This is a genomic window from Bifidobacterium pseudolongum subsp. globosum (assembly GCF_000741295.1).
Lineage (GTDB): Bacteria > Actinomycetota > Actinomycetes > Actinomycetales > Bifidobacteriaceae > Bifidobacterium > Bifidobacterium globosum.
Genome location: NZ_JGZG01000008.1, coordinates 134,817 through 155,436, shown reverse-complemented (window position 1 = coordinate 155,436; position 20,620 = coordinate 134,817). Strand labels below are relative to the sequence as shown.

The 20,620-nt window shown below is 65.7% G+C and carries 14 protein-coding genes; 11 read left to right on the top strand and 3 right to left on the bottom strand.

Annotated features, from left to right (window positions below):
* Window positions 1-95 precede the first annotated feature (95 nt).
* The 3 genes from BPSG_RS08330 (at window position 96) to BPSG_RS06295 (ending at window position 4,810) form a co-directional block, all read left to right on the top strand.
* Entirely contained in the window at window positions 96-809 is a 714-nt protein-coding gene (locus BPSG_RS08330; RefSeq protein WP_051592083.1) for a DUF4192 family protein, read from the top strand.
* Between the two features lie 118 nt (window positions 810-927).
* On the top strand, window positions 928-2,355 hold the full coding sequence (locus tag BPSG_RS06300; RefSeq protein WP_033502168.1) for an RNA polymerase sigma factor: 1,428 nt from the start codon (window positions 928-930) through the stop codon (window positions 2,353-2,355).
* 115 nt (window positions 2,356-2,470) lie between these two features.
* Window positions 2,471-4,810 (top strand): DNA gyrase/topoisomerase IV subunit B, encoded by a 2,340-nt coding sequence (locus BPSG_RS06295; RefSeq protein WP_371836406.1) that lies wholly within the window; start codon window positions 2,471-2,473, stop codon window positions 4,808-4,810.
* 4 nt (window positions 4,811-4,814) lie between these two features.
* Here the strand turns inward: BPSG_RS06295 and BPSG_RS06290 are convergent, their stop codons facing one another.
* Window positions 4,815-5,960: a glycosyltransferase family 4 protein gene (locus tag BPSG_RS06290; protein WP_026643957.1), complete on the bottom strand. Its 1,146-nt coding sequence runs from the start codon at window positions 5,958-5,960 to the stop codon at window positions 4,815-4,817.
* 127 nt (window positions 5,961-6,087) lie between these two features.
* Between BPSG_RS06290 and BPSG_RS06285 the strand changes: the two genes are divergently transcribed.
* The 5 genes from BPSG_RS06285 to BPSG_RS06265 all read left to right on the top strand — a co-directional run bounded on the left by BPSG_RS06285 (window position 6,088) and on the right by BPSG_RS06265 (window position 14,500).
* Window positions 6,088-7,332, top strand: a complete 1,245-nt coding sequence (locus BPSG_RS06285; protein WP_033502169.1) for an MFS transporter — start codon at window positions 6,088-6,090, stop codon at window positions 7,330-7,332.
* Between the two features lie 86 nt (window positions 7,333-7,418).
* A complete protein-coding gene (locus BPSG_RS06280; protein WP_034879117.1) occupies window positions 7,419-7,985 on the top strand; it encodes an MFS transporter in 567 nt (188 codons plus the stop codon).
* A gap of 21 nt (window positions 7,986-8,006) precedes the next feature.
* Entirely contained in the window at window positions 8,007-8,738 is a 732-nt protein-coding gene (locus tag BPSG_RS06275) for an MFS transporter (protein WP_051894176.1), read from the top strand.
* A 15-nt stretch (window positions 8,739-8,753) separates the two neighbouring features.
* A complete protein-coding gene (locus BPSG_RS06270; protein ID WP_026643960.1) occupies window positions 8,754-13,418 on the top strand; it encodes a DEAD/DEAH box helicase in 4,665 nt (1,554 codons plus the stop codon).
* A 128-nt stretch (window positions 13,419-13,546) separates the two neighbouring features.
* A complete protein-coding gene (locus BPSG_RS06265) occupies window positions 13,547-14,500 on the top strand; it encodes a GRP family sugar transporter (RefSeq protein WP_033502186.1) in 954 nt (317 codons plus the stop codon).
* Window positions 14,501-14,553: 53 nt separating this feature from the next.
* Here BPSG_RS06265 and BPSG_RS06260 read toward each other — a convergent pair whose 3' ends face one another.
* On the bottom strand, window positions 14,554-17,217 hold the full coding sequence (locus tag BPSG_RS06260) for a DNA gyrase/topoisomerase IV subunit A (protein ID WP_026643962.1): 2,664 nt from the start codon (window positions 17,215-17,217) through the stop codon (window positions 14,554-14,556).
* 158 nt (window positions 17,218-17,375) lie between these two features.
* Between BPSG_RS06260 and BPSG_RS06255 the strand changes: the two genes are divergently transcribed.
* Window positions 17,376-18,647: an alkaline phosphatase family protein gene (locus tag BPSG_RS06255; RefSeq protein WP_026643963.1), complete on the top strand. Its 1,272-nt coding sequence runs from the start codon at window positions 17,376-17,378 to the stop codon at window positions 18,645-18,647.
* A 12-nt stretch (window positions 18,648-18,659) separates the two neighbouring features.
* Here BPSG_RS06255 and sepH read toward each other — a convergent pair whose 3' ends face one another.
* Window positions 18,660-19,664, bottom strand: coding sequence for a septation protein SepH (gene sepH, locus BPSG_RS06250; RefSeq protein WP_026643964.1), 1,005 nt, complete (start codon window positions 19,662-19,664; stop codon window positions 18,660-18,662).
* A gap of 143 nt (window positions 19,665-19,807) precedes the next feature.
* Here sepH and BPSG_RS06245 point away from each other — a divergent pair, with 143 nt between their 5' ends.
* Together BPSG_RS06245 and dut are read left to right on the top strand one after the other, a co-directional pair.
* Complete coding sequence (locus BPSG_RS06245) at window positions 19,808-20,101, top strand: DUF4193 domain-containing protein (RefSeq protein WP_026643965.1); 294 nt, start codon at window positions 19,808-19,810, stop codon at window positions 20,099-20,101.
* Window positions 20,101-20,571: a dUTP diphosphatase gene (gene dut, locus BPSG_RS06240; RefSeq protein WP_026643966.1), complete on the top strand. Its 471-nt coding sequence runs from the start codon at window positions 20,101-20,103 to the stop codon at window positions 20,569-20,571. Before BPSG_RS06245 ends, dut begins: the two co-directional genes overlap by 1 nt.
* Window positions 20,572-20,620: the final 49 nt, after the last annotated feature.

The window sequence follows — 20,620 nt, the reverse complement described above, 5'->3', positions numbered from 1 at the left end:
CGGGAGCGCGGGCAAGGCCCGATAGTTGAGGCACGCGCGGCGACGGTGCCACGCGGGGCGACCGGCCGGCCAGCAGGCGGAAAGCGAGGCACACGATGGAAATCAAGGAACTGGGCATCCGCGTCACGGCGACGCCGCGCGAGCCCCTCAACGAGCGGCTCGTCGATGAACGCGACGAACTGGCATGCGAAGCGCTCGACGAGCAGTTCAGGCGACAGCGGCGCGAACTCGGTGTGGCGCAGGCGTCACGGCTGTGGTTCGAACCGGTGCTCGACACATGGCGCACATGGATTGAGGACCCGCGATTCGACGAATTGGATTGCGAGGCGCAGGCGTTGTGCGAATTGGCGGTGACGGCCACCGATTCGTTGGCGATGCGTGACGCGCTGATCATGATGCTCATCATGGGCACGGACCACGGCAGCGGCGAGGAGATCATGGAATTCGCCGTGCATCCGCATACGCGGGCAAGCGGGGACGCGATGGGCCGCATGCTCACCGAGGCGTTCGACGATCCGCAGGCCAGACCCGACTGTGTGCGGGTGGAACGCGGCATCGCGGCGCTTGAACAGTGCGCGCAGGTCGTGCCGGACCAATATTGCGCGCAGCCGCTCGCCATGGCGGCGTATGCATGTTGGTGGATCGGCGACGCCCGGGCCATGCCCATGGCGATGCAGGCGGTGGCCATGGACGACGACGCGACGCTCGCGGGCATTGTGATCGCGGCGCTGCTGCGTGATATCCACCCGGCATGGCTGTGCATGCCGAAGGCACCGAAAGAGGCGTGCACGGCAGGGGAGGCGATGTGATGGAGCACGGGAATAATCGTCCGTGTTGCATGGTTAACTCCAATAGTCAGCGATTTGCCTTTGGCGGGAGTATGCCTTGCAGCGGGTCGCTCAACCATGAATATGGAGGAGGAACAGTTTGGTCACGAAGCAAACGTCGAACGCCGCTAAGAAGTCTGAGGGGAAGGCCTCCTCCAAGGCCGCCTCCACGAAGGCGGACGAGGCGCAGCAGGAAGACGAGGCCACCACGGCCAAGAAGCCGGCCAAGCGCACGACCCGCAAGAGCACGGCGAAGAAGACGGCCAAAGCCGCTTCGCAGACGAAGGCGCCGAAGAAGACCACCGCGCGCAAGTCCGTGTCGAAGCCCAAAGACGACGAGCCCGTCGACGATGACGAGGTCATGATCGACGAGGAGGACATCGACCTCGACGACGACCTCGACGACGTCGACGACCATGACCACATGGACGACGACGAAGACGACGAGCACGACACCGACGACGATGCGGTGGAAGACGACGAGGATGAGGACGACGAGCCCAAGCCCGAGGAGCCCAAAGCCAAGGGCGCGTTCGTGGTCCGTGATGACGATGACGACGAGACGCTCGCGCCCACCGGCAAGAACCCCAAGCGGCGTGTGGTCACATCGGGCGCCACCGCCGACCCGGTCAAGGACTACCTCAAGCAGATCGGCCGCGTCTCGCTGCTCAACGCCGAACAGGAAGTCGACCTTTCGGAACGCATCGAGGCCGGCCTGTATGCCCAGCACCTGCTCGAGACCGAAGGCGACACCCTCGACTTCAAGCGCAAGCGCGAACTCAAGTGGGCGGCCTCCGATGGCAAGAAGGCCAAGGACCACCTGCTCGAGGCGAACCTGCGCCTCGTCGTCTCGCTCGCCAAGCGTTACACCGGACGCGGCATGCTCTTCCTTGACCTGATCCAGGAAGGCAACCTCGGCCTGATCCGAGCCGTCGAGAAATTCGATTGGAAGAAGGGCTTCAAGTTCTCCACGTACGCCACGTGGTGGATCCGTCAGGCGATCACCCGAGCCATGGCCGACCAGGCGCGCACGATCCGCGTGCCCGTGCACATGGTGGAAGTGATCAACAAGCTCTCACGCGTGCAGCGCCAGATGCTGCAGGACCTGGGCCGCGAACCCACACCGGACGAGCTGGCGCGCGAGCTCGACATGCCGGTCGAAAAAGTGCAGGAAGTGCAGAAGTACGGCCGTGAGCCGATCTCGCTGCACACCCCGCTCGGCGAGGACGGCGATTCCGAGTTCGGCGACCTCATCGAAGACACCGATGCAATCGCCCCGTCCGACGCCGTGGCGTTCTCGCTGCTGCAGGAACAGTTCAAGCAGGTGCTCGAGACGCTGTCGCCGCGCGAGGCCGGTGTGATCAAGATGCGCTACGGCCTTGAGGACGGCCAGCCGAAGACGCTCGACGACATTGGCCGCGTGTACGGCGTGACGCGCGAACGCATCCGCCAGATCGAATCGAAGACGATGTCGAAGCTGCGCCACCCCTCGCGCTCGCAGACGCTGCGCGACTTCCTCGATCAGTGATGCCTTCCGGCATCGACATGGACCACGCCGGCGGGCGTGGCCGACGCCAGGAGAGCGAGCCCACGGGCTGCGCTCTCCTTTGCATGAGACGTGGCATGCGCCATATGGATGGAGAATGAAGGCAATGGCGAAGAAAGACTATGGTGCGGATTCGCTGACCGTGCTCGAGGGACTCGACGCGGTCCGCAAACGCCCCGGCATGTACATTGGCACGACCGACAGCCAGGGGCTCATGCACTGCCTGTGGGAAATCATCGACAACGCCGTGGATGAGGCGCTCGCCGGCGCCTGCACGCACATCACCGTGACGCTGCACAAAGACGGCTCCATCGAAGTCGCCGACAACGGCCGTGGCATTCCGGTGGATGTGGAACCCAAGACGAAGCTCACCGGTGTGGAAGTGGTGCTGACCAAACTGCATGCAGGTGCGAAGTTCGGCAACGCCTCATACAACGCCGCCGGTGGCCTGCACGGCGTGGGCTCGTCGGTCGTCAACGCGTTGAGCTCACGTCTCGACGTGGAGGTGGACCGCAACGGCCACACGTACCACATGGCCTTCCATCAGGGCCATCCGGGTGTCTACACCGACGCCGACCCAGCACACCCCTCGCCGGATGCCCCGTTCAAGAAGACGCGCAAGAACAGGCCTACCGAACTCGAGGTCATCGGCAAGGTGCCGGCGAAGACGACCGGCACGCGCATCCGCTATTGGGCCGACCCCGAGATCTTCAACGCCTCGGCGGCATTCGATTACGACCAGCTCATCGACCGCGTGCGCCAGACGAGCTTCCTCGTGCCCGGACTGACGATCACCGTGGTCGACGAGCACATCGACGAGACCGGCGACGCGGCTGTGGACGAGCTTGTGGAGACGGATGCCGCGCAGGCCCAGGCGGACCAAGCCGAATCCATTGACGACGGACAGCGTGCACACGACGAGTCGCAGGAACAACTGGATTTCGCCAGCAACGATGCGGAGCTCGACCAGGAGCGCGCCGAAGCGGGCTCCGTGGTGGAGCTGGAGCCGGTGGCCACCCCAGTGGACACGAGTGCGCCCACACCGGGGCACCGGCGCGTCGAGGAATTCTGCCACACCGGCGGCGTCGTTGACTTCGTCGATTTCCTCTCGCATGGCGAACCTGTGTCGACCGTCTGGCGCATCGCCGGGCAAGGCACCTACCATGAGGAGACGCAGGTCGTGGACGACTCCGGCAACCTGCACGCCGAGAAGATCACGCGCACATGCGACGTGGACATCGCCCTGCGGTGGATCAACGGCTACGACACGACGGTGCGCAGCTTCGTGAACGTCGTGGCCACGCCCGGCGGCGGCATGCACGTCGACGGCTTCCTGCAGTCGATCACCAAGCAGATCCGCAAGACGGTCGAAGACAACGCGCGCAAGCTCAAGGTGAACCTCAAGGACTCGAAGATGAAGATCGAGCGTGACGACATCTTGGCCGGCCTCGTGGCCGTCGTCACCGTGCGCATCGCCGAACCACAGTTCCAAGGTCAGACCAAGGACGTGCTCGGCACCGCGCCGGTCAAGCCGGTCGTGGCGCGCATCACCGACAAGCAGTTCACCGAGATGATCACCGGCTCCAAGCGCGGGTACAAGGAGCAGTCCGCGCGCGTGCTCGAAAAGATCGTGGGCGAGATGCACGCGCGCATCCAGGCCCGCAAGACCAAAGAAGTCACGCGCCGCAAGAACGCGCTCGAATCGGCGTCGATGCCCCCCAAGCTTTCGGATTGCCAGCCGGGCAACGACGACGTGGCGGAGCTGTTCATCGTCGAGGGCGATTCGGCGCTCGGCACCGCCAAGGCCGCGCGCAACTCCGCGTTCCAGGCGCTGCTGCCGATCCGCGGCAAGATCCTCAACGTGCAGAAGGCGTCGCTCGCGCAGATGCTCTCCAACAAGGAATGCGCAGCGATCATCCAGGTGGTGGGCGCAGGGTCCGGCGCTTCCTTTGACATCGAACAGGCGCGCTACAACAAGATCATCATGATGACCGACGCCGACGTGGACGGCGCGCACATCCGCACCCTGCTGCTCACGCTGTTCTACCGCTACATGCGTCCGCTCATCGAAGAAGGGCATGTGTATGCGGCGGTGCCGCCGCTGCACCGCATCGCCCTGACCGGCCCGCGCAAGGGCGAATACATCTACACGTATTCGGACGACGAGCTCGCCGGCAAACTCGCCCAGCTCGACCGCGACCACATCGGCTACGCCGACGACATCCAGCGGTACAAGGGCCTGGGCGAGATGGACGCGAACCAGCTCGCCGACACGACGATGGACCCGCGCACGCGCCTGCTGCGGCGCATCCGCATGGAAGACGCGGAGCAGGCGAACGACATCTTCAGCCTGCTCATGGGCGACGAAGTGCCGCCGCGCCGCCAGTTCATCGTCGACAACGCCGACGACTTCGACCGTTCGAAGATCGACACCTGATCGCTCATGCGCGGGCGCGGCGGTCCGCGATCGCGCGCGCATACACCTGCTCGACTTCGTCCGTCACCGCTTGCACGTTGTACCGGTCGAGCAGCGCCTCCTCGCGCGCATGCAGCCGCCGCGCCCACGGTGCATCGGTCAGCGCGCGCGTGATGCGCTCGGCGAGCACACGCGCATGGTCGGGCCCCACGGAGAACAGCGCATCCTCATCGCCGCGCATCGTCCACCGGTAGCCCGGATTGTCGCCGGCGAGCGTCACCCCCGCGCCGGAAGCGATCGCCTCCGGCAATACGATGCCGAACGTCTCGCCGCCGATGGCCGGGAACACGGCCACATCGGCGCTCGCCAACAGGTCCGTCTTGCCCTCGTCGACCGTGCCTACGAACTGGACCGGCGTGCGCAGCCGGGCGGCGCGCTGAACGCAGTCGTCCATGAGCGGGCCGTCGCCGGCGATCGTGACGTGCAGTCCGGGCATCGGGAACATGCCGTGCCTCTCGCCGTAGTCGAGCGCGTCGAGCAGCAGTTGCGCGCCTTTGCGAGGCACCAGACGGCCCAGGAACACGATGTGCGGATGCGCGGCGTCGCGCGTGGCCCTGTGCGCGGCCGTGGCGAATTTCTCGACGTTCACCGGGTTGGCGATGATTGTGCCGTGGGTGTGGGCGGTGAACTGCGCGTATTGCGCGGCAACCTGCGACACGGCGATCACTTCGTCGACGCGCCGGTGCGAATGGGCATTGATCAGTCCGAGCGCGCGGCCGCCATAACGCGCCCGCCGGTCGATGGGTGCGATGTGGTACGTGGCGACCACGCCCGTCGACTGCGGCGCGCATTCGAGCACACGGCCGCCGAACAGCGGGCTGTACGGCGCCTGGATGTGTAGGATGTCGTAGTTGTTGTGCGCGAGCGCCGCGCGGATCTCGCGTTTGCATACAGGCAGCGGAATGCGCATGCGGTTGCCGTTGAACGAGACCATCACATTGCGTGCGAGCGAGACGGTCTGCGGTACGGGGGAATGATGCGTTTCACCCACAAGATAGTGCACGTCGTGCCCCCGCCGGGCGAGTTCGGTGCCGATGGTGATGATGTGCTGCTGCACGCCGTCCAGTGCGTCAAGGGTGTCGTCGAACACGAATCCGATAGTCAGGGCCATATGGGCCAGTGTAGTGGCATGCGCGCATTTCGAGTCCGTTCGAAGTGGACGCCGTATTTTCTTACCCGCGGAATATTATTTATGCGTTCACTGATTTCGGTTCGGCGACGATGACGAGGAGACGCGCATGGTGAATCTGCTGCTTGCCATAATCTACTTGGCCTTCATCTCGCTGGGCTTGCCTGATGGCTTGCTCGGCGCGGCATGGCCCACGATGAGCATGGACATCCACGCGCCGTTGAGCTGGGCGGGCGGCATCTCGATGGTGATCAGCGCAGGCACGGTGTGCTCCGCGCTGTTGAGCGACCGGCTGACATTGCGCTTCGGCGCGGGGCGCGTGACCGCGGTCTCCGTGGCCATGACGGCCGCCGCGCTGTTCGGGTTCTCGTTCGCGCCGAACTACGGTGTGCTCGTGCTCATGGCGATCCCCTACGGACTGGGTGCCGGCGGTGTGGACGCCGCGCTGAACAACTACGTGGCCGTGCACTACACGAGCCGGCACATGAGCTGGTTGCACTGCATGTGGGGCCTCGGCGCGCTCATCGGCCCATACATCATGGGCTTCACGCTCGCGCACGGCGACGGCTGGCAGTGGGGCTACCGCTCCGTGGGCATCCTGCAGGTCGTGCTGACTGCCGTGCTGATTTTCAGCTTGCCGTTGTGGCGCACCCGCGGATCGGCCGCGCAGCCGGAAGAGGTTGTGACGATGCCGGACGGCGATGGCTCGGTGGAACCGAAGAAGCCGGCGAAGCGCAAGCCACTGGGGCTTCTTGACGTGCTGCGCATCCCCGGCGCGGTGCAGATCCTCATCATGTTCTTCTGCTATTGCGCGGTGGAACAGACGGCCATGCTGTGGGCCAGCAGCTACATGGTGGGCGTGGACCACATCGGGGAAAGTCAGGCCGCTAATCTGGCGAGCCTGTTCTTCATCGGCATCACCGTGGGGCGTTTCCTCAGCGGGTTCCTGACCATGCGCATGAGCGACCCGCAGATGATCCGGCTTGGCGCCGTGCTGTTGTTCGCGGGCATTGTGGTCATGCTGCTGCCCATCCCCGGCATCGTCAACACCGTGGCGGGCTTTGTGCTGGTTGGCTTGGGGTGCGCGCCGATCTACCCGTGCGTGATCCATTCCACGCCCACCTATTTCGGGGCGGGCCGCTCGCAGGCCATTGTGGGCGTGCAGATGGCATGCGCCTACATCGGCACGATGCTTGTGCCGCCGATCTTCGGCGTGATCGCCCAGGCCACCACATTGGCGTTGCTGCCATGGTTCCTGCTCCTGTTCTCCGCGGCCCTCATCGTGATGCACGAGTGGCTGCGCGCCAAGACCCATGCCAAGTCCGACTCCGTGACCGACTCCGCCGCACACTGAGCAGGGATGCGCCGCCAGTGGGTCGTCGTTCGCACTGGGCGTGCGCGGGTGGGCAGACCGGCGCACGCCGTTTTACGATGGGCACCATGGCACACGAACAGATACATGGGGGCATCGTGCGCGCTGGCACGCCCGGCGTCTCGCTGCAGGTCATCCTTGGATTCCTGGCCATCGGTCTGCCCAAGGTACTGCTCGGCGCCTCCTGGCCGGCCATGGGCGCGGGGGTGCACGCGCCGCTCGTGGCCGTGGTCGGCATCGCCGCGGTCCTCGCCGCAGGCTCCGCCGCGGCGGCGATAACCGCGGAGCCGGTGGCGCGCCGGTTCGGTTCCGGGCGCACGGTCGACATGGGCGTGGCACTCACCGTGCTTGCGCTGTTGGGGTTCTCATTCGCACCGCATTATTGGGTGCTGCTCGTATTCGCGCTACCGTATGGCATTGGATCGGGCATGCTTGTGGTGGCGTTGAACGCGTATGTGGCCGTGCGTTCGGCGAACGCGCGCATCACCTGGCTGCATGCCACGACCGCGTTCGGTGCGCTCGTGGGGCACACGCGTCGAGACGCTCACACGTGGCACGACCGGGCCGCGTTCGGTGCGCTCGTGGGGCACACGGTGCTTGGCTGGATCATCGCGGACGGCGCCGACTGGCGCTGAGCGTACCGCACGATCGGCCTTGTGCAGCTTGCGCTCGCCGTGGTGCTTGCGGCAGGCACACGTCGATGGCGTGACCATCTGACCGCCGCCCAGATGGCCCAGCTGGGTGAGACGCCGTACGCGCAGGGGGATTGGCGGCACGACATGCGCCGGCCGCATGTGGTGCGTACGCTTATGGCCATGCCTGCGGCGGTGGCTGTGATCGTCTTGATGTTCGCCACCACCTCGGTGGAACAGACGACGATGCTGTGGGCCAGCAGTTACATGGTGCACGCCGGCGGTATGTCCATCCATACGGCGGGCGTCTACGCCAACCTGTTCTTTGTGGGGTTGGTCGCCGGCTCCGTGGTGGCGGGCGTTGTGGCCCTCAAGGTGCGCGATGTGTGGATGGTCGTCGGCGGCATCGCCGTGCTGCTCGGTGCGGTTGTACTGATGGTGGTGCCGATGGCCGGCCTGTGGCGCGCATTGACCGCGCCGGTACTGTTGGGCGTGGGCTGTGCGCCGATTGCACCGGCTGTAGTGCGTGCCACCCCGCGCTTGTTTGGAGCGGCGCGCACGCCGGCGATGATCGGGATGCAGACCGCTGCGGTCTCGCTGGCCACCTTGGTCAGCCCTGTGCTGTTCGCCGGGGTGGAACGCGTGTCGGGGTCGATGCATGCCCTGCCGTGGTATCTGCTGGGATTCACGGTGATCGCACTTGCGGCATATGCGCGTGTGGTGCGCGTGGCGCGCTTGCATGCGCGCGGTGAGTGACCGATAATCGAACATATGTACGAATGCTTGGAGAGTTTCACCGCCCCCACACGGGCATGGTTCGAACGTGGCTTCGGTGAGCCGACCGAAGCGCAGCGTCTGGCGTGGCCGGCGATCCATAATGGTGAGAACGTGCTCGTCATCGCGCCCACAGGCTCGGGCAAAACACTTTCGGCGTTTCTCGCGGCGATCGACGGCATCATCGCCCGCAAGGCGCGTGCGGCCGGTGGCAAGCACGGCTGCAAGCGCCCACGCAAAGGCGTGCGTGTACTCTATATCTCACCGCTCAAGGCGTTGGGCGTGGATGTCGCGAAAAACCTCGAAACGCCGCTCAACGGCATCCGTGAGGAATATGCGCGCATGGGCCTGGCCGTGCCCGAGGTCTCGATCGCCATGCGCAGCGGCGATTCCACGCCGCAGGAACGGCGTGCAATCGTCAGCAGGCCGCCGGACATCTTGGTGACGACGCCGGAATCGCTGTACCTGATGCTCACATCGAAGGCCCGCACCGTGCTCGACACCGTGCAGACGGTGATCCTCGACGAAGTGCATGCCGTGGCCGGCACCAAGCGCGGGGCCCACCTCGCGTTGAGCCTGGAACGGCTCGACGACCGGCTTGAGACACCGCCACAGCGCATCGGACTTTCCGCCACCGTGAACCCGGTGGATGAAGCCGCGGCGTTCCTCGGTGGCAGCAGGCCTGTCACCATCGCCCAAGCGAGCGGCAGGCCGGCACTCGACCTCAAGGTCGTGGAGCCGGCAAGCCGCATGGGCGACGGTGCCGGCAAGGCGGACGCCGCAAAGCCCCATACACCGCAGTCTTCCGGCTCTATCACCGGCGTCACGCCGGCAATGCAGCGGTTGGCGGAGCGCAAGGCCCGTGAAGCCGATCGCCCGGCAGCCGCAACGCCATCGGCGGCCGCCCATCGAGGTGGGAGCACAGCCCGAGCCGGGAGTGGGGCTCCGGCGACGGTCGCTGCCAGCGCCGAACCCACCGCCTCGGTCTGGCCACTGATCCAGCGCAGCGTGCTTGATGAGGTGCTTGCACACCGCACGACGCTCGTTTTCGTGAACTCGCGTGGACTCGCCGAACGGTTCACGGCCCAGCTCAACGACCTCTACCTGGAGCGGCAGGGCAAAAGCCCCGACCTGTCGAACGAGCCGGCGCATTATGGGTCGCTCATCGGATCGACGACGAAACTCGTCGGCCCTGTGGCGCCGCAGGACGCCATCGCGATGGCGCATCACGGCTCCGTGTCGAAAGACCGGCGCAAGCAGATCGAGGAGCAGCTCAAAGTGGGCAAACTCAAATGCGTCGTGGCCACAAGCAGTCTGGAACTCGGCATCGACATGGGTTCGGTGGATCTGGTCATCCAGTTGGCGCCGCCGCTGTCGGTGTCGTCCGGCCTGCAGCGCGTGGGACGAGCCGACCACCGCGTGGGCGGGGTGTCGCATGCACTCATCTACCCGGTGACGCGCGAACAGATCATCGGCGCCGCCGCGAGCGTCGAAAGCATGCTCGCCGGCGCCATCGAGCCGCTGCGTGTGCCCAACAGCCCACTCGACGTGCTCGCGCAGCAGACGGTGGCCACCGCGAGCCTCGAGCCGATCAGCGCCGATGCATGGTTCCGCACCGTGCGCCGTGCCGCCCCGTACCGCACGCTGCAGCGCGACATGTTCGACGCCGTGGTGGGCATGGTCACCGGCGCCTATAACGGTGAGGAGTTCTCCGCGTTCCGGCCCCCACTCGTGTTCGAGGAGGAATCCGGCATGCTCGCCGCCCGCCAAGGGGCGCAGCGCCTCGCGGTGACCAGTGGCGGCACGATTCCCGACCGCGGCCTCTACACGGTGGTGCTTCCCGAAGGCGAGGCCGGTACGGGCCCGCGGCGCGTCGGCGAACTCGACGAGGAGATGGTGTATGAATCGCGCGTCGGTGACATCATCACCTTGGGCACCACATCCTGGCAGATCCAGGAGATCACCAACGACCGCGTGATCGTGCTGCCGGCCCCCGGGCGCAGCGCGCGCCTGCCGTTTTGGCATGGCGACGGCGACGGCCGCGATTACCGTTTCGGTCTGGCGCAAGGCCAATGGGTGCACGACGTGGCGCAGGGGCTTGTGGGCGCCGGCCAGACGCACCCCGATGCCCCGCACGCCCCCGGCCCGCGCTTCACGAATGCCGTGCAGGCCCGCCTTGTCCAAGATGGCCTCGACGCCAACGCCATCGACAACCTGGCACGGCTGCTGGCCGAGCAGCGCGCCGCCACCGGCGTGGTGCCCGACGCCACGCATGTGGTGATCGAACGCTGCCGCGACGAGGAAGGCGACTGGCGCATCGTCGTGCACACGCCATTCGGCAGGCGCGTGCACGAGCCATGGGCGCTCGCGATCAACGCCCGGTTGTTGCAGCGCTATGCCGTTGACGGGCAGATCTATGCGGCGGATGACGGCATCCTCATCCGTCTGCCAGACGGCGACGGCCGTATCGACATCGCGTCGCTCATCGCGTTCGACCCCGACGACATCCAACGCATCGTCGAAGCGCAGGTCTCGGGCAGCGTGCTGTTCGCCGCACGGTTCCGCGAGTGTGCGGCACGCGCGCTGTTCATGCCGCGCACCGACCCCGGCAAACGCGTGCCATTGTGGCAGCAACGTCTGCGGGCGGCGCAACTGCTCACGGCGGCGCGCGCCCACAAGAATTTCCCCTTGTTGTTGGAAACCGCGCGCGAATGCCTGCAGGACGTCTACGACGTGCCCGCCCTGCGTGAGGTGCTCACCCGTATGCAGGCGGGACTGATCGATGTGCATGACGCGGAGACGGCCGTGCCGTCACCCATGGCCGAGCATCTGCTGTTCGGGTTCGTGGGGTCGGTCATGTACCAATACGATGTGCCACAGGCCGAACGCAATGCGCAGCTGTTGTCGATGGATCCGCAGGTGTTGGAACGCCTGCTCGGTTCCGATGACGTGTCTTCGGTGCTCGACGGCGGCGTGATCGATGCGGTCGCGGCCCAGCTCGCCGAGCGCACGTTCTGGAACGACCTTGACGAGGGGGATGTGCGCGGGCGTGTGCACCGCTATGCGGTGACACACGCGCCGTTCACCGCCGACCAGATGATCGCCGATCTGGGCATGCCCGCACAGGCGGCGGTCCACGAACTTGACGAGCTACATGCGTCCGGGCAGATGCTCACCGGCAGGTTCGACGACCGGCTTCCGGTGGATGTGCCGCAATGGGTGCACGCCGATGTGCTCAAGCGCATCCGGTCGAAGTCGCTCGCCAAGGCCCGTAAAGCGGTCAAGCCCGTGGAACCGGCGCAATTCCAGTCCTTTGTGCTTGACCGGCAGGGTGTGGGATCCCTTGGTGGCGAACGCTACGAAGGCGTGGATGGCGTGATGCGCGTCGTGGAGCAGCTCGAAGGTGTCAGTCTGCCCATCAACGTATGGGAGGAATCGGTGTTCCCGGTGCGTGTGCGTGATTACCGGCCTGCGCTGCTGGACGAACTGATTGCCAGCGGCGAGGTGGTGTGGACTGGCGCCGGCCCAGCCGCCGGCAAGGAGCGGTTGGGGGCAGTGGCGTTCTATCCGTTCGATTCGGTGCAATTGCAGGTGCATTGCGCATCGCACGCCAACACACCGTCCGGTGAGGGGCCCCAGCCGGAAAACGAGATGGGTATGGCCGACGCCATTGTGCGGGTGTTCGAGGAAGGTGGCGCCTATGCGGCAAACCAGCTCGAGCAGCGTGCCCGCGTGATATGGGAACAACACCCTGAGTCGATGATCGAGCCCGCAACAGGCGAATTGGTGGCGGCGGGATGGTCGACTGCCGCGTTCGAAGACGCATTGTGGGGATTGGTGCGCGAGGGCCGCATCACCAACAGCGCATTCGCCGTGGCCCGTGCGGCAGCCAGTGGCACGGTGAGCGCACGCATGCCATCCTCCTCGCGCAGGCGCGCACGCGTACGCATCGCCCAACCCGTGGCGCTCACGGGGCTCTGGTCGCTGGTCACGGCGGCCGGAGAGCCATGCACGCCGGAAGAGCGGACGATCGACTTGGTGGATATGCTGTTGGACAGATACGGCGTGGTCAGCCAACCCGTCGTCGAGCGGGTGGGGATCCCCGGTGGATTATCCGCCATCTACCCGGTGCTCAAACGCATGGAAGAGCAGGGCATCCTGACACGCGGCATGTTCGTGCGCGGGTTTGGCGCGGCCCAATTCGCCCAACGCGAGACGGTGGATGTGCTACGCGAGTATGCGAACGGCCCGTCGAGCACGGTGGCCGTGGACGCAACTGATCCCGCCAATATGTACGGTTCGGCCATCGCATGGCCAGCGCCCATCGAAATGACCGCCGAGCAGCACGACGCAGCCGGGGCACAGTCTGGGACCGCCGCCAAACCGATACGCAAAGCCGAATCGTATGCCGTGATACGCGGTGGCGAGGTACTGCTGTACATCGGCGTGAAATCCGGCCGCCTGGTCATGTTCACGGGGGTGGAGTCATTGCAGGAGCAGGCGTGCAAGGCGTTTGCGGACATGCTGCACCGCCACATGGGCGGAAGTGTAACACTCAAGGATTGCAATGGCGTTCCGCTCACCCAGCGCAGTGGCGTCACCGTGGCGCTACGGGCAGCCGGCTTCGCTCCTAGCCCGCAAGGCATGAAGCTCTATAGGTGAAGTTCCGCATGCTGTGAGCAAAAGCGGGGAAGGAACACGGTGCGAGCGGCCGTACAATGACTGGCGCGACATTGCGGTGTGCGCAGATGGCACACCCCCAACACGAGAGGACGTGCGCCTTGACCACCATGCTGCTCGCGCTGCTACCAGCTGTATTCCTTGGATCCAACAGCATCATCACGGCAAAGATCGACAGCAAACCGAGTCAGGGTACCTTGGGCACCACCATCGGTGCACTGCTGTTCGCCATTGCGGTGTCGCTGTGCTATGTGGTGCCCCACGCCGGCTGGGCCTTCGCCTACAATCCACGCATCTGGGTCGTGGGGCTGTGTTCGGGAGTGTTCTGGACAATCGGCTCGTTCGGGCAGTATTCCGCACTCAAACCCCTCGGTGTATCGGTCGCCATGCCCATCTCCACCGCTGGTCAAGTGGTCGGCAACGCGCTCATGGCCGCCATTGTGCTGGAACAGTGGACCACGCTCCATGTGTGGGCCGTGGGCATGCTCGCTATCATCCTCGTGACCGCCGGTGCGGTGATGTGCTCAGCGCGCGACCACACCGAAGGCGCCGTGCAACGCTCGCCGAAGGACGTGCGGGCCGGGCTCACCGCACTGTTGTTCTCCACGCTCGGCTTCATGATGTACTTCCTGTTCCCGAACCTGCTGCACAAAACCGGCTTCATCGGCGACGACATCTACAATGCGACCGGCGGCGACGGCCTGTACTACATGACCTCGGTCATCCTGCCACAGGCGGTGGGGCAGGTGCTCACAGCGCTCGCGATCATCACGTTCATCGAAAAGAACACGCAGCTCATCGTGGCCAAGAAGACCGCCCTCAACATCATCACCGGCCTGTCGTGGGCCGTCGGCAATGTGCTCGTCTTCATCTGCGCGGCGAGCCCGCATGTGGGGCAGGCCATCGCCACCACGTTCTCGCAGCTCGGCGTGATCGTCTCCACGTATGGCGGCATCGTGATCCTGCACGAACACAAATCCAAACGCCAGATGGCGTTCATTCTTTTTGGCACGGTACTGATTACCGTGGGTGCCGTGCTCATGGGCATGTTCACCACGCGTTGATCGCATAACACAAGGGGGCCTGCGGCAGACCGCCGCAGGCCCCCCTTCCTATATCATGCCATGTATGTGATCGGTGCCGTGAGCTCGGTGCCCGAGCCATCGCGGCGCATGTCCGGCTGTGGCAATGCCACCGGATGGCCATGCTCGGTGCAGGCCACGAGCGGATAGTCGCCCACATAGGCCTTGACGAGTGTGTTCTGGCCCTTGAGGAACCGCTGCGACCGCACGCCACCGGTCGCGCGGCCCTTGGTGGGGTAGAGGCTGAACGGCGTCAGCTTCGCAGATCCGTTCTCGGTACCGGGCAACGCGTCGGCATCGCCGGCGACCGTGAGCACGACGGCGCCATGTGCGGCTTCGGTCACCGCGCCCTGATCATCGGTCTGCGCCTCATGCCATGCCACCTGCGCTGCAGGCACGATAGCGCATGTCAGGACCGTGCATCCCTCGGCAAGGCGGATGCCAGCCATGCCAGCGGCCGTACGTCCCTGTGGGCGCACCAGCTTGGCGTCGAAGGTCAGCAGTGAGGAGTCAGAGGAGACGAACACCACACGGTCGCCGTCGGCGGCTTCCCGTGCGGTGAGCAATTCGTCGCCGTCCTTGAGGTCGATGATGCTCCACGAATCCATCGTCGTGGGTGATTCGCGGTTCCACCGCTTGACCACGCCATGGCGTGTGCCAAGAGCCAAGGGGAGCGGTTCGCCTTTGCCGGGGATGGCGACCGCCGCGATCACCCGTTCGCCGTCCACCGGTTCCGTATGCTCGGTCGACACCACGAGTTCGGCCGCATCGATGCCGCCAGCCAGACTCAACGGCTCGGTGACGGCGATGGAGGGAAGCTCCACCGCATGCGCCAGCACAAAACGCCCGGCGGATGTCACGAGGCCATAGGTGGCCCGCGTGCTCGCGTGGATCATCGAGACGATTACATCATTGCCGCTCTGCACGGCGGCGGGGTCTCGCGAACTCCATGCATCCGCGGCCTTCGGGTCCATGCGGCCGATCAGCCCGGTCGCGCTCAACGCGATGACGCACGGTTCGTCCTCGATCTGCAACGCCTGGGCCATGCCGGCGTCGCTCGCCTTCTTGGCGGCGGCCACGTCCGCGGCGGCGTCGGAGACCTTCGCGGCGTTGAGCGCGGCGGACTGTGCAAAATCAGCCAGCGAATCGTCACCGTGCGTCTTCACGGGGGTCAACGAGCCATCCTCGTTCTCATCGAGCAGCACGGTGCGGCGCGGCGAGCCATAGGCGGCCACGGCGTCGTCCATCTCTCGGATCACCACGGCGTCGAGCGAATCGGCGGAAGCGAGGATCGCCTCCAGTTCCTCGATGCGCCGGCGCAGGTCATCGCGCTCCGCCTCCAGCTCGATGCGGCTCATCTTCGTCAGGCGGCGCAGGCGCAGGTCCAGGATGTACTGCGCTTGGACCTCGTCGAGGTCGAACACCTGCATCAGTCGTGTCTTCGCCGTCTCGGCGTCTTCGGACGAGCGGATCACCTGGATGACCTCGTCGATGTCCACAAGCGCGAGCAGCAGGCCCTCCACCAAGTGCAGCCGTTCGAGCGCCTTGGCGCGCCTGAATTCGCTGCGCCGGCGGATCACGCCGCGGCGGTGCTCGATCCACACGTCGAGCATCTCGCGTAGACCCATGGTGTGCGGGCGGCCATCGACGAGCGCCACATTGTTGATCGTGAAATTCTCCTGCAGCGGGGTGTGCTTGAATAGCTGGCTGAGCACGGCGGCCGGGGCGAAGCCGGTCTTCAGTTCGATCACGATGCGCGTGCCGTTGTGGCGGTCGGTCAGGTCGATTGCATTGGAGATGCCTTCGAGCTTATGGTTCTTCACGCCTTCCGAAATGCGCTCGAGTACGCGTTCGGGCCCCACCATGTACGGCAGTTCGGTCACGACGATCGCCTTCTTGCGGGCCGTCACATTTTCCACATGCGTCGCCGCGCGCGTGGTGAGCGAGCCGCGGCCCTGCGCATAGGCGTCGCGGATGCCCGCGCGGCCGATCACGATGCCGCCGCCGGGCCAATCCGGACCCGGTACATACTGCATCAGCTCGTCGAGACCGGCGCCTGGATGGCGCATCACATGCTTGGCGGCGGCCACGACCTCGCCGAGGTTATGGGTGGCCATGTTGGTGGCCATGCCGACGGCGATGCCCGAGGCGCCATTGACGAGCAGGTTCGGGATTGCCGCGGGCAGCACTTCCGGCTCCTTGAGCTTGTTGTCGTAGTTTGGCGTGAAGTCCACGGTGTCTTCGTCGATGTCGCCGTTCATGCCGAGCGCGGCCGGCGCCAGGCGCGCCTCGGTGTACCGCGAGGCCGCCGGTCCGTCGTCGAGCGAGCCGAAGTTGCCGTGGCCGTCCACGAGTGGCAGGCGCATCGCGAACGGCTGCGCGAGGCGCACCATGGCCTCGTAGATCGCGGAGTCGCCGTGCGGATGCAGCTTGCCCATGACCTCGCCCACCACACGTGCGGACTTCATGTATGGACGCGTGGGCAGCAGGTTCATCTGGCCCATCTGGTAGATGATGCGCCGCTGCACGGGCTTGAGGCCGTCGCGCGCATCGGGTAGGGCGCGCGCGTAGATCACCGAATACGCGTATTCGAGGAATGATTTGCTCATCTCCTCGCCAAGGGGCGTCTCGACGATGTGCTCCTTGACCGTGCGCGGATCATATGCCGCCGCTGCCTGCGACTTGCGACGCGAAACCATGCTGCTTGCCCTCCCGAGAACGACGTGAACCGTCCTATTCTAGCAATCCGTGCGGTCCGGGCGGCGGCGCAGGGCGAACGGCGCGGAGTCGGGTGGCAGGGGGAAGACACGCGCCAGAGTGCCCCCACGCGTCCATCAACCGCGGCATCATGGAAGGCATGAGCATAGACGTCCCAGACCTGCACACCCTGCTGGATTTTGTGCCGACCGCGCACTACGGCGACGCGCTGGACACCGCGCAGCACATGGACGTGCCCGCGCCGTTCACGCCGGCATGCTCGCAGCCGCGCGGTGGCGCGCTCCACATTTCATCGGTGCTGCCGGCGCTGTCCGCGGCGATCGGCGCGCCGGTCGAGACGGCCGTGCACGCCGACCCGGCCGCCCTGCAGCGCGCGCTCGGCATTCCGCAGGCGCGCGCGGCGGTCGTGGTGCTTGTGGACGGCCTGGGCTATTGGAACCTCGCGATGCGCCTCGCGCACGCGAACTACCTGCGCGCGCTCATGAAAGAGCCCAGCAACCAGCGCCCCATCTCCACATGCGCGCCGAGCACCACCACGGCCGCGATGGCCACGTTCGGCACCGGCACGTGCCCAGGGTTGACGGCGATGACCGGCTATATGCAACGCAATGCGCGCACCGGCGAGATGAGCCAACTCATCCAGTTCCGCGGTGCGGAGCCGCCCGAAGAGCTGCAACACGAGCCCACGGTGTTCGAACTGCTCACCGGCCGTGGCGTGCGTGTGACGAGCGTGGGGTTGACGCGCTTCAAATCGTCGCCACTGACTCGCGCCACCCTGCGCGGTGCCCAATACATTGGGCATGACACCCCGCTCGCCCGCGTGCGCGCCGCCGCGCAGAGCGCACAGGAGCCGGGATTGACCTACCTGTATCTGCGCGATGTGGACAAGACCGGGCACGCCGAAGGCTGGGAATCCGAGGAATGGGTCGCGCAGTTCGAAAAGATTGACGACCAGCTCGACACGTTGCGCAGGCTCGCACCGCGTGGCACGGCGATCGTGGTGGTGGCCGACCACGGCATGGTGGCCGCCGACCCGTCCGAACGCATCGACATCGCGCTCGACCCGCGGCTCACGCAAGACGTGGCGATGGTCGGCGGCGAGCCGAGGTCGGTCATGCTGTATGCGGACGAGGGGCGTGACGTCAGGGCGCTTGCCGAGCGCTGGCGCACGCGGCTTACGGGCAAGGCGTGGGTGCGCACGAAGGACGAGGCGGTCGAAGCCGGCCTGTTCGGGCCCGTTTCGGCGCACACGCGCGAAGTGCTCGGCGACGTGATCGTGCAGGCCGCGCGCAACGTGACACTTGTCGATTCACGCACGCAGACGGAAGGCGCGATGGGTATGCCGGGTGTACACGGCTCGCAGACGATGCTCGAAATGGACGTGCCGTGCATCGTCGATCTGGTGGATTGACTTGTAGGAGGTTCAGTCCTTCGGCGCCTTGCCGAACATGATCTCATCCCAGCTGGGGATGGGGGAGCGGCGCCCGCGGTGGGCCGGTTTGACGGGCTGTGCCTGCTCGGTCTGCACGGCTTCGACGTGCACATCGATGACATCCGGGGTGTCGAACGACGGCGCGTGATCGTCGGCCAGTTTTGTCGCTTCGGCCTCAGGCTGCTGCACCGGTTCCTGAGGTGTGGCGGGAATGGGGTCTTCCGTGCTGCTCGCACGCTGGGTGGATTCACTGCGCTGTTCGCCCTGCGTGGGTTGCGATTGTTCGTTCCAAGCGGAGACGGTCATCTCGATGCGCGCGGACCGTGCGGAGTCGCCCGGCAGATTGGCGGCGTTGGGCAACGCCTCATTGAGCGCCGCGTCCTGGTCGCCGATGCCCACCGCCGGCGTGGTGTCCGCCTCGCCGATGAGCTTGCGTGCGGCGTTGTTGATGCACACCACCGTGTTGTCGTGCATGTTCCACGACCATTCGGCGTGAATCGGGTGGCCTGCGGATTGGAACGACGCGATGATGCGCCATGGTTCGAGCCCGCGGCGCGTGGCTTTCCACTGCACGGATTCGCGCGGGATGCGCGCGGCCACGAGTGTGCGCTCGATGAGCTCGGCCAAGGTGCGCACGCGCGATTCCTTCGGTGCGCGCACCCGCAGGAACTGCTCGATTGCATAGTTTTTCTCGGATTCCACCGGGGCCGCGAAGCGCCGCACGAGCGCGCCGTTGAGCGCGTATTTGCGCGCCACCTGATCGGGGTCCGCGCCCGCGCGGATCAACGCCTGGATCTGTGAGATGGGCAGCGTGCTCTGCTGGTGCACCGGCTTGTCGTCATGCTGTTCGGCGCGAATCTGCTTGGCTTCGAGGATCGCCCGTTCCAAGGCGTCGTTGAGCTCTACGGTGAAATAGCCGTGGTCTGTGGAGAAGACGAGCGCCCCTTCGCCGGTCACATGATCGAACTGGGCAATCGGGTATGATTCCGCTGGCACAGGACACCTCGTTTCTTCCACAATGTGAACAGTTTCCATTGTGCCCCACGTGTCGGATTTTCCGTTTACGCAACATCGTGTATTCTATGCGGGGAAAACCCGTGTATTGTGTGGCGAAGCCATACCAATCGAAAGGAATCGCAATGGCACAGGATTATGATTCCCCGCGCAACAAGGACGAGGACGAGGAGTCGCTGCAGGCACTGGGCAAGAACTCGCAGAATTCCGCCGCAGACATGGATGACGACGAGAATGCCATCGCAGAGGACTATGAGCTGCCGGGCGCCGATCTGAGCAATGAGGACGCATCAATCACCGTCATCCCCATGCAGGGCGATGAGTTCATCTGCTCGCAGTGCTTCCTGGTGAAGCACCGCAGCCAGCTCGCCTACACCACCGACGACGGCCAGCCTGTGTGCAAGGAGTGTGCGGCCTGATGACGTTCGACCCCGCATACAACGAGCCGGAACAGACCGAAGTGCTGGTGTGCGCCGTCGACCCGGCGCACCCGGTGCAGCTGCGGTACGCGCACGCGGGCGACGCGGGCGCCGACCTGAGCGCGGCCGAACATGTGGAGCTCAAGCCGTTCGAACGCGCGCTCGTGCACACCGGCGTGCGCATCGCGCTGCCGGCGGGGTATGTGGGGCTTGTGCACCCGCGTTCGGGGCTTGCCGCGAAGCAGGGCGTGACCGTGCTCAACGCCCCAGGCACGATTGACGCCGGCTACCGGGGCGAGATTATGGTGCCGTTGATCAACCTCGACGCCGAGCACACGGTGGTGTTCGAACCGGGGGACCGCATCGCGCAGCTCGTGATCCAGCGGTATGTGGAGGCGCGGTTCGTGCCCGCCGAGGCACTGCCTGGTTCCGACCGCGCCGAGCGGGGATTCGGCTCGACGGGCGTGTGAGCGGCGTGCGGCGGTGACATGTACCGGCAGCACATGGCGCACGCGCGCG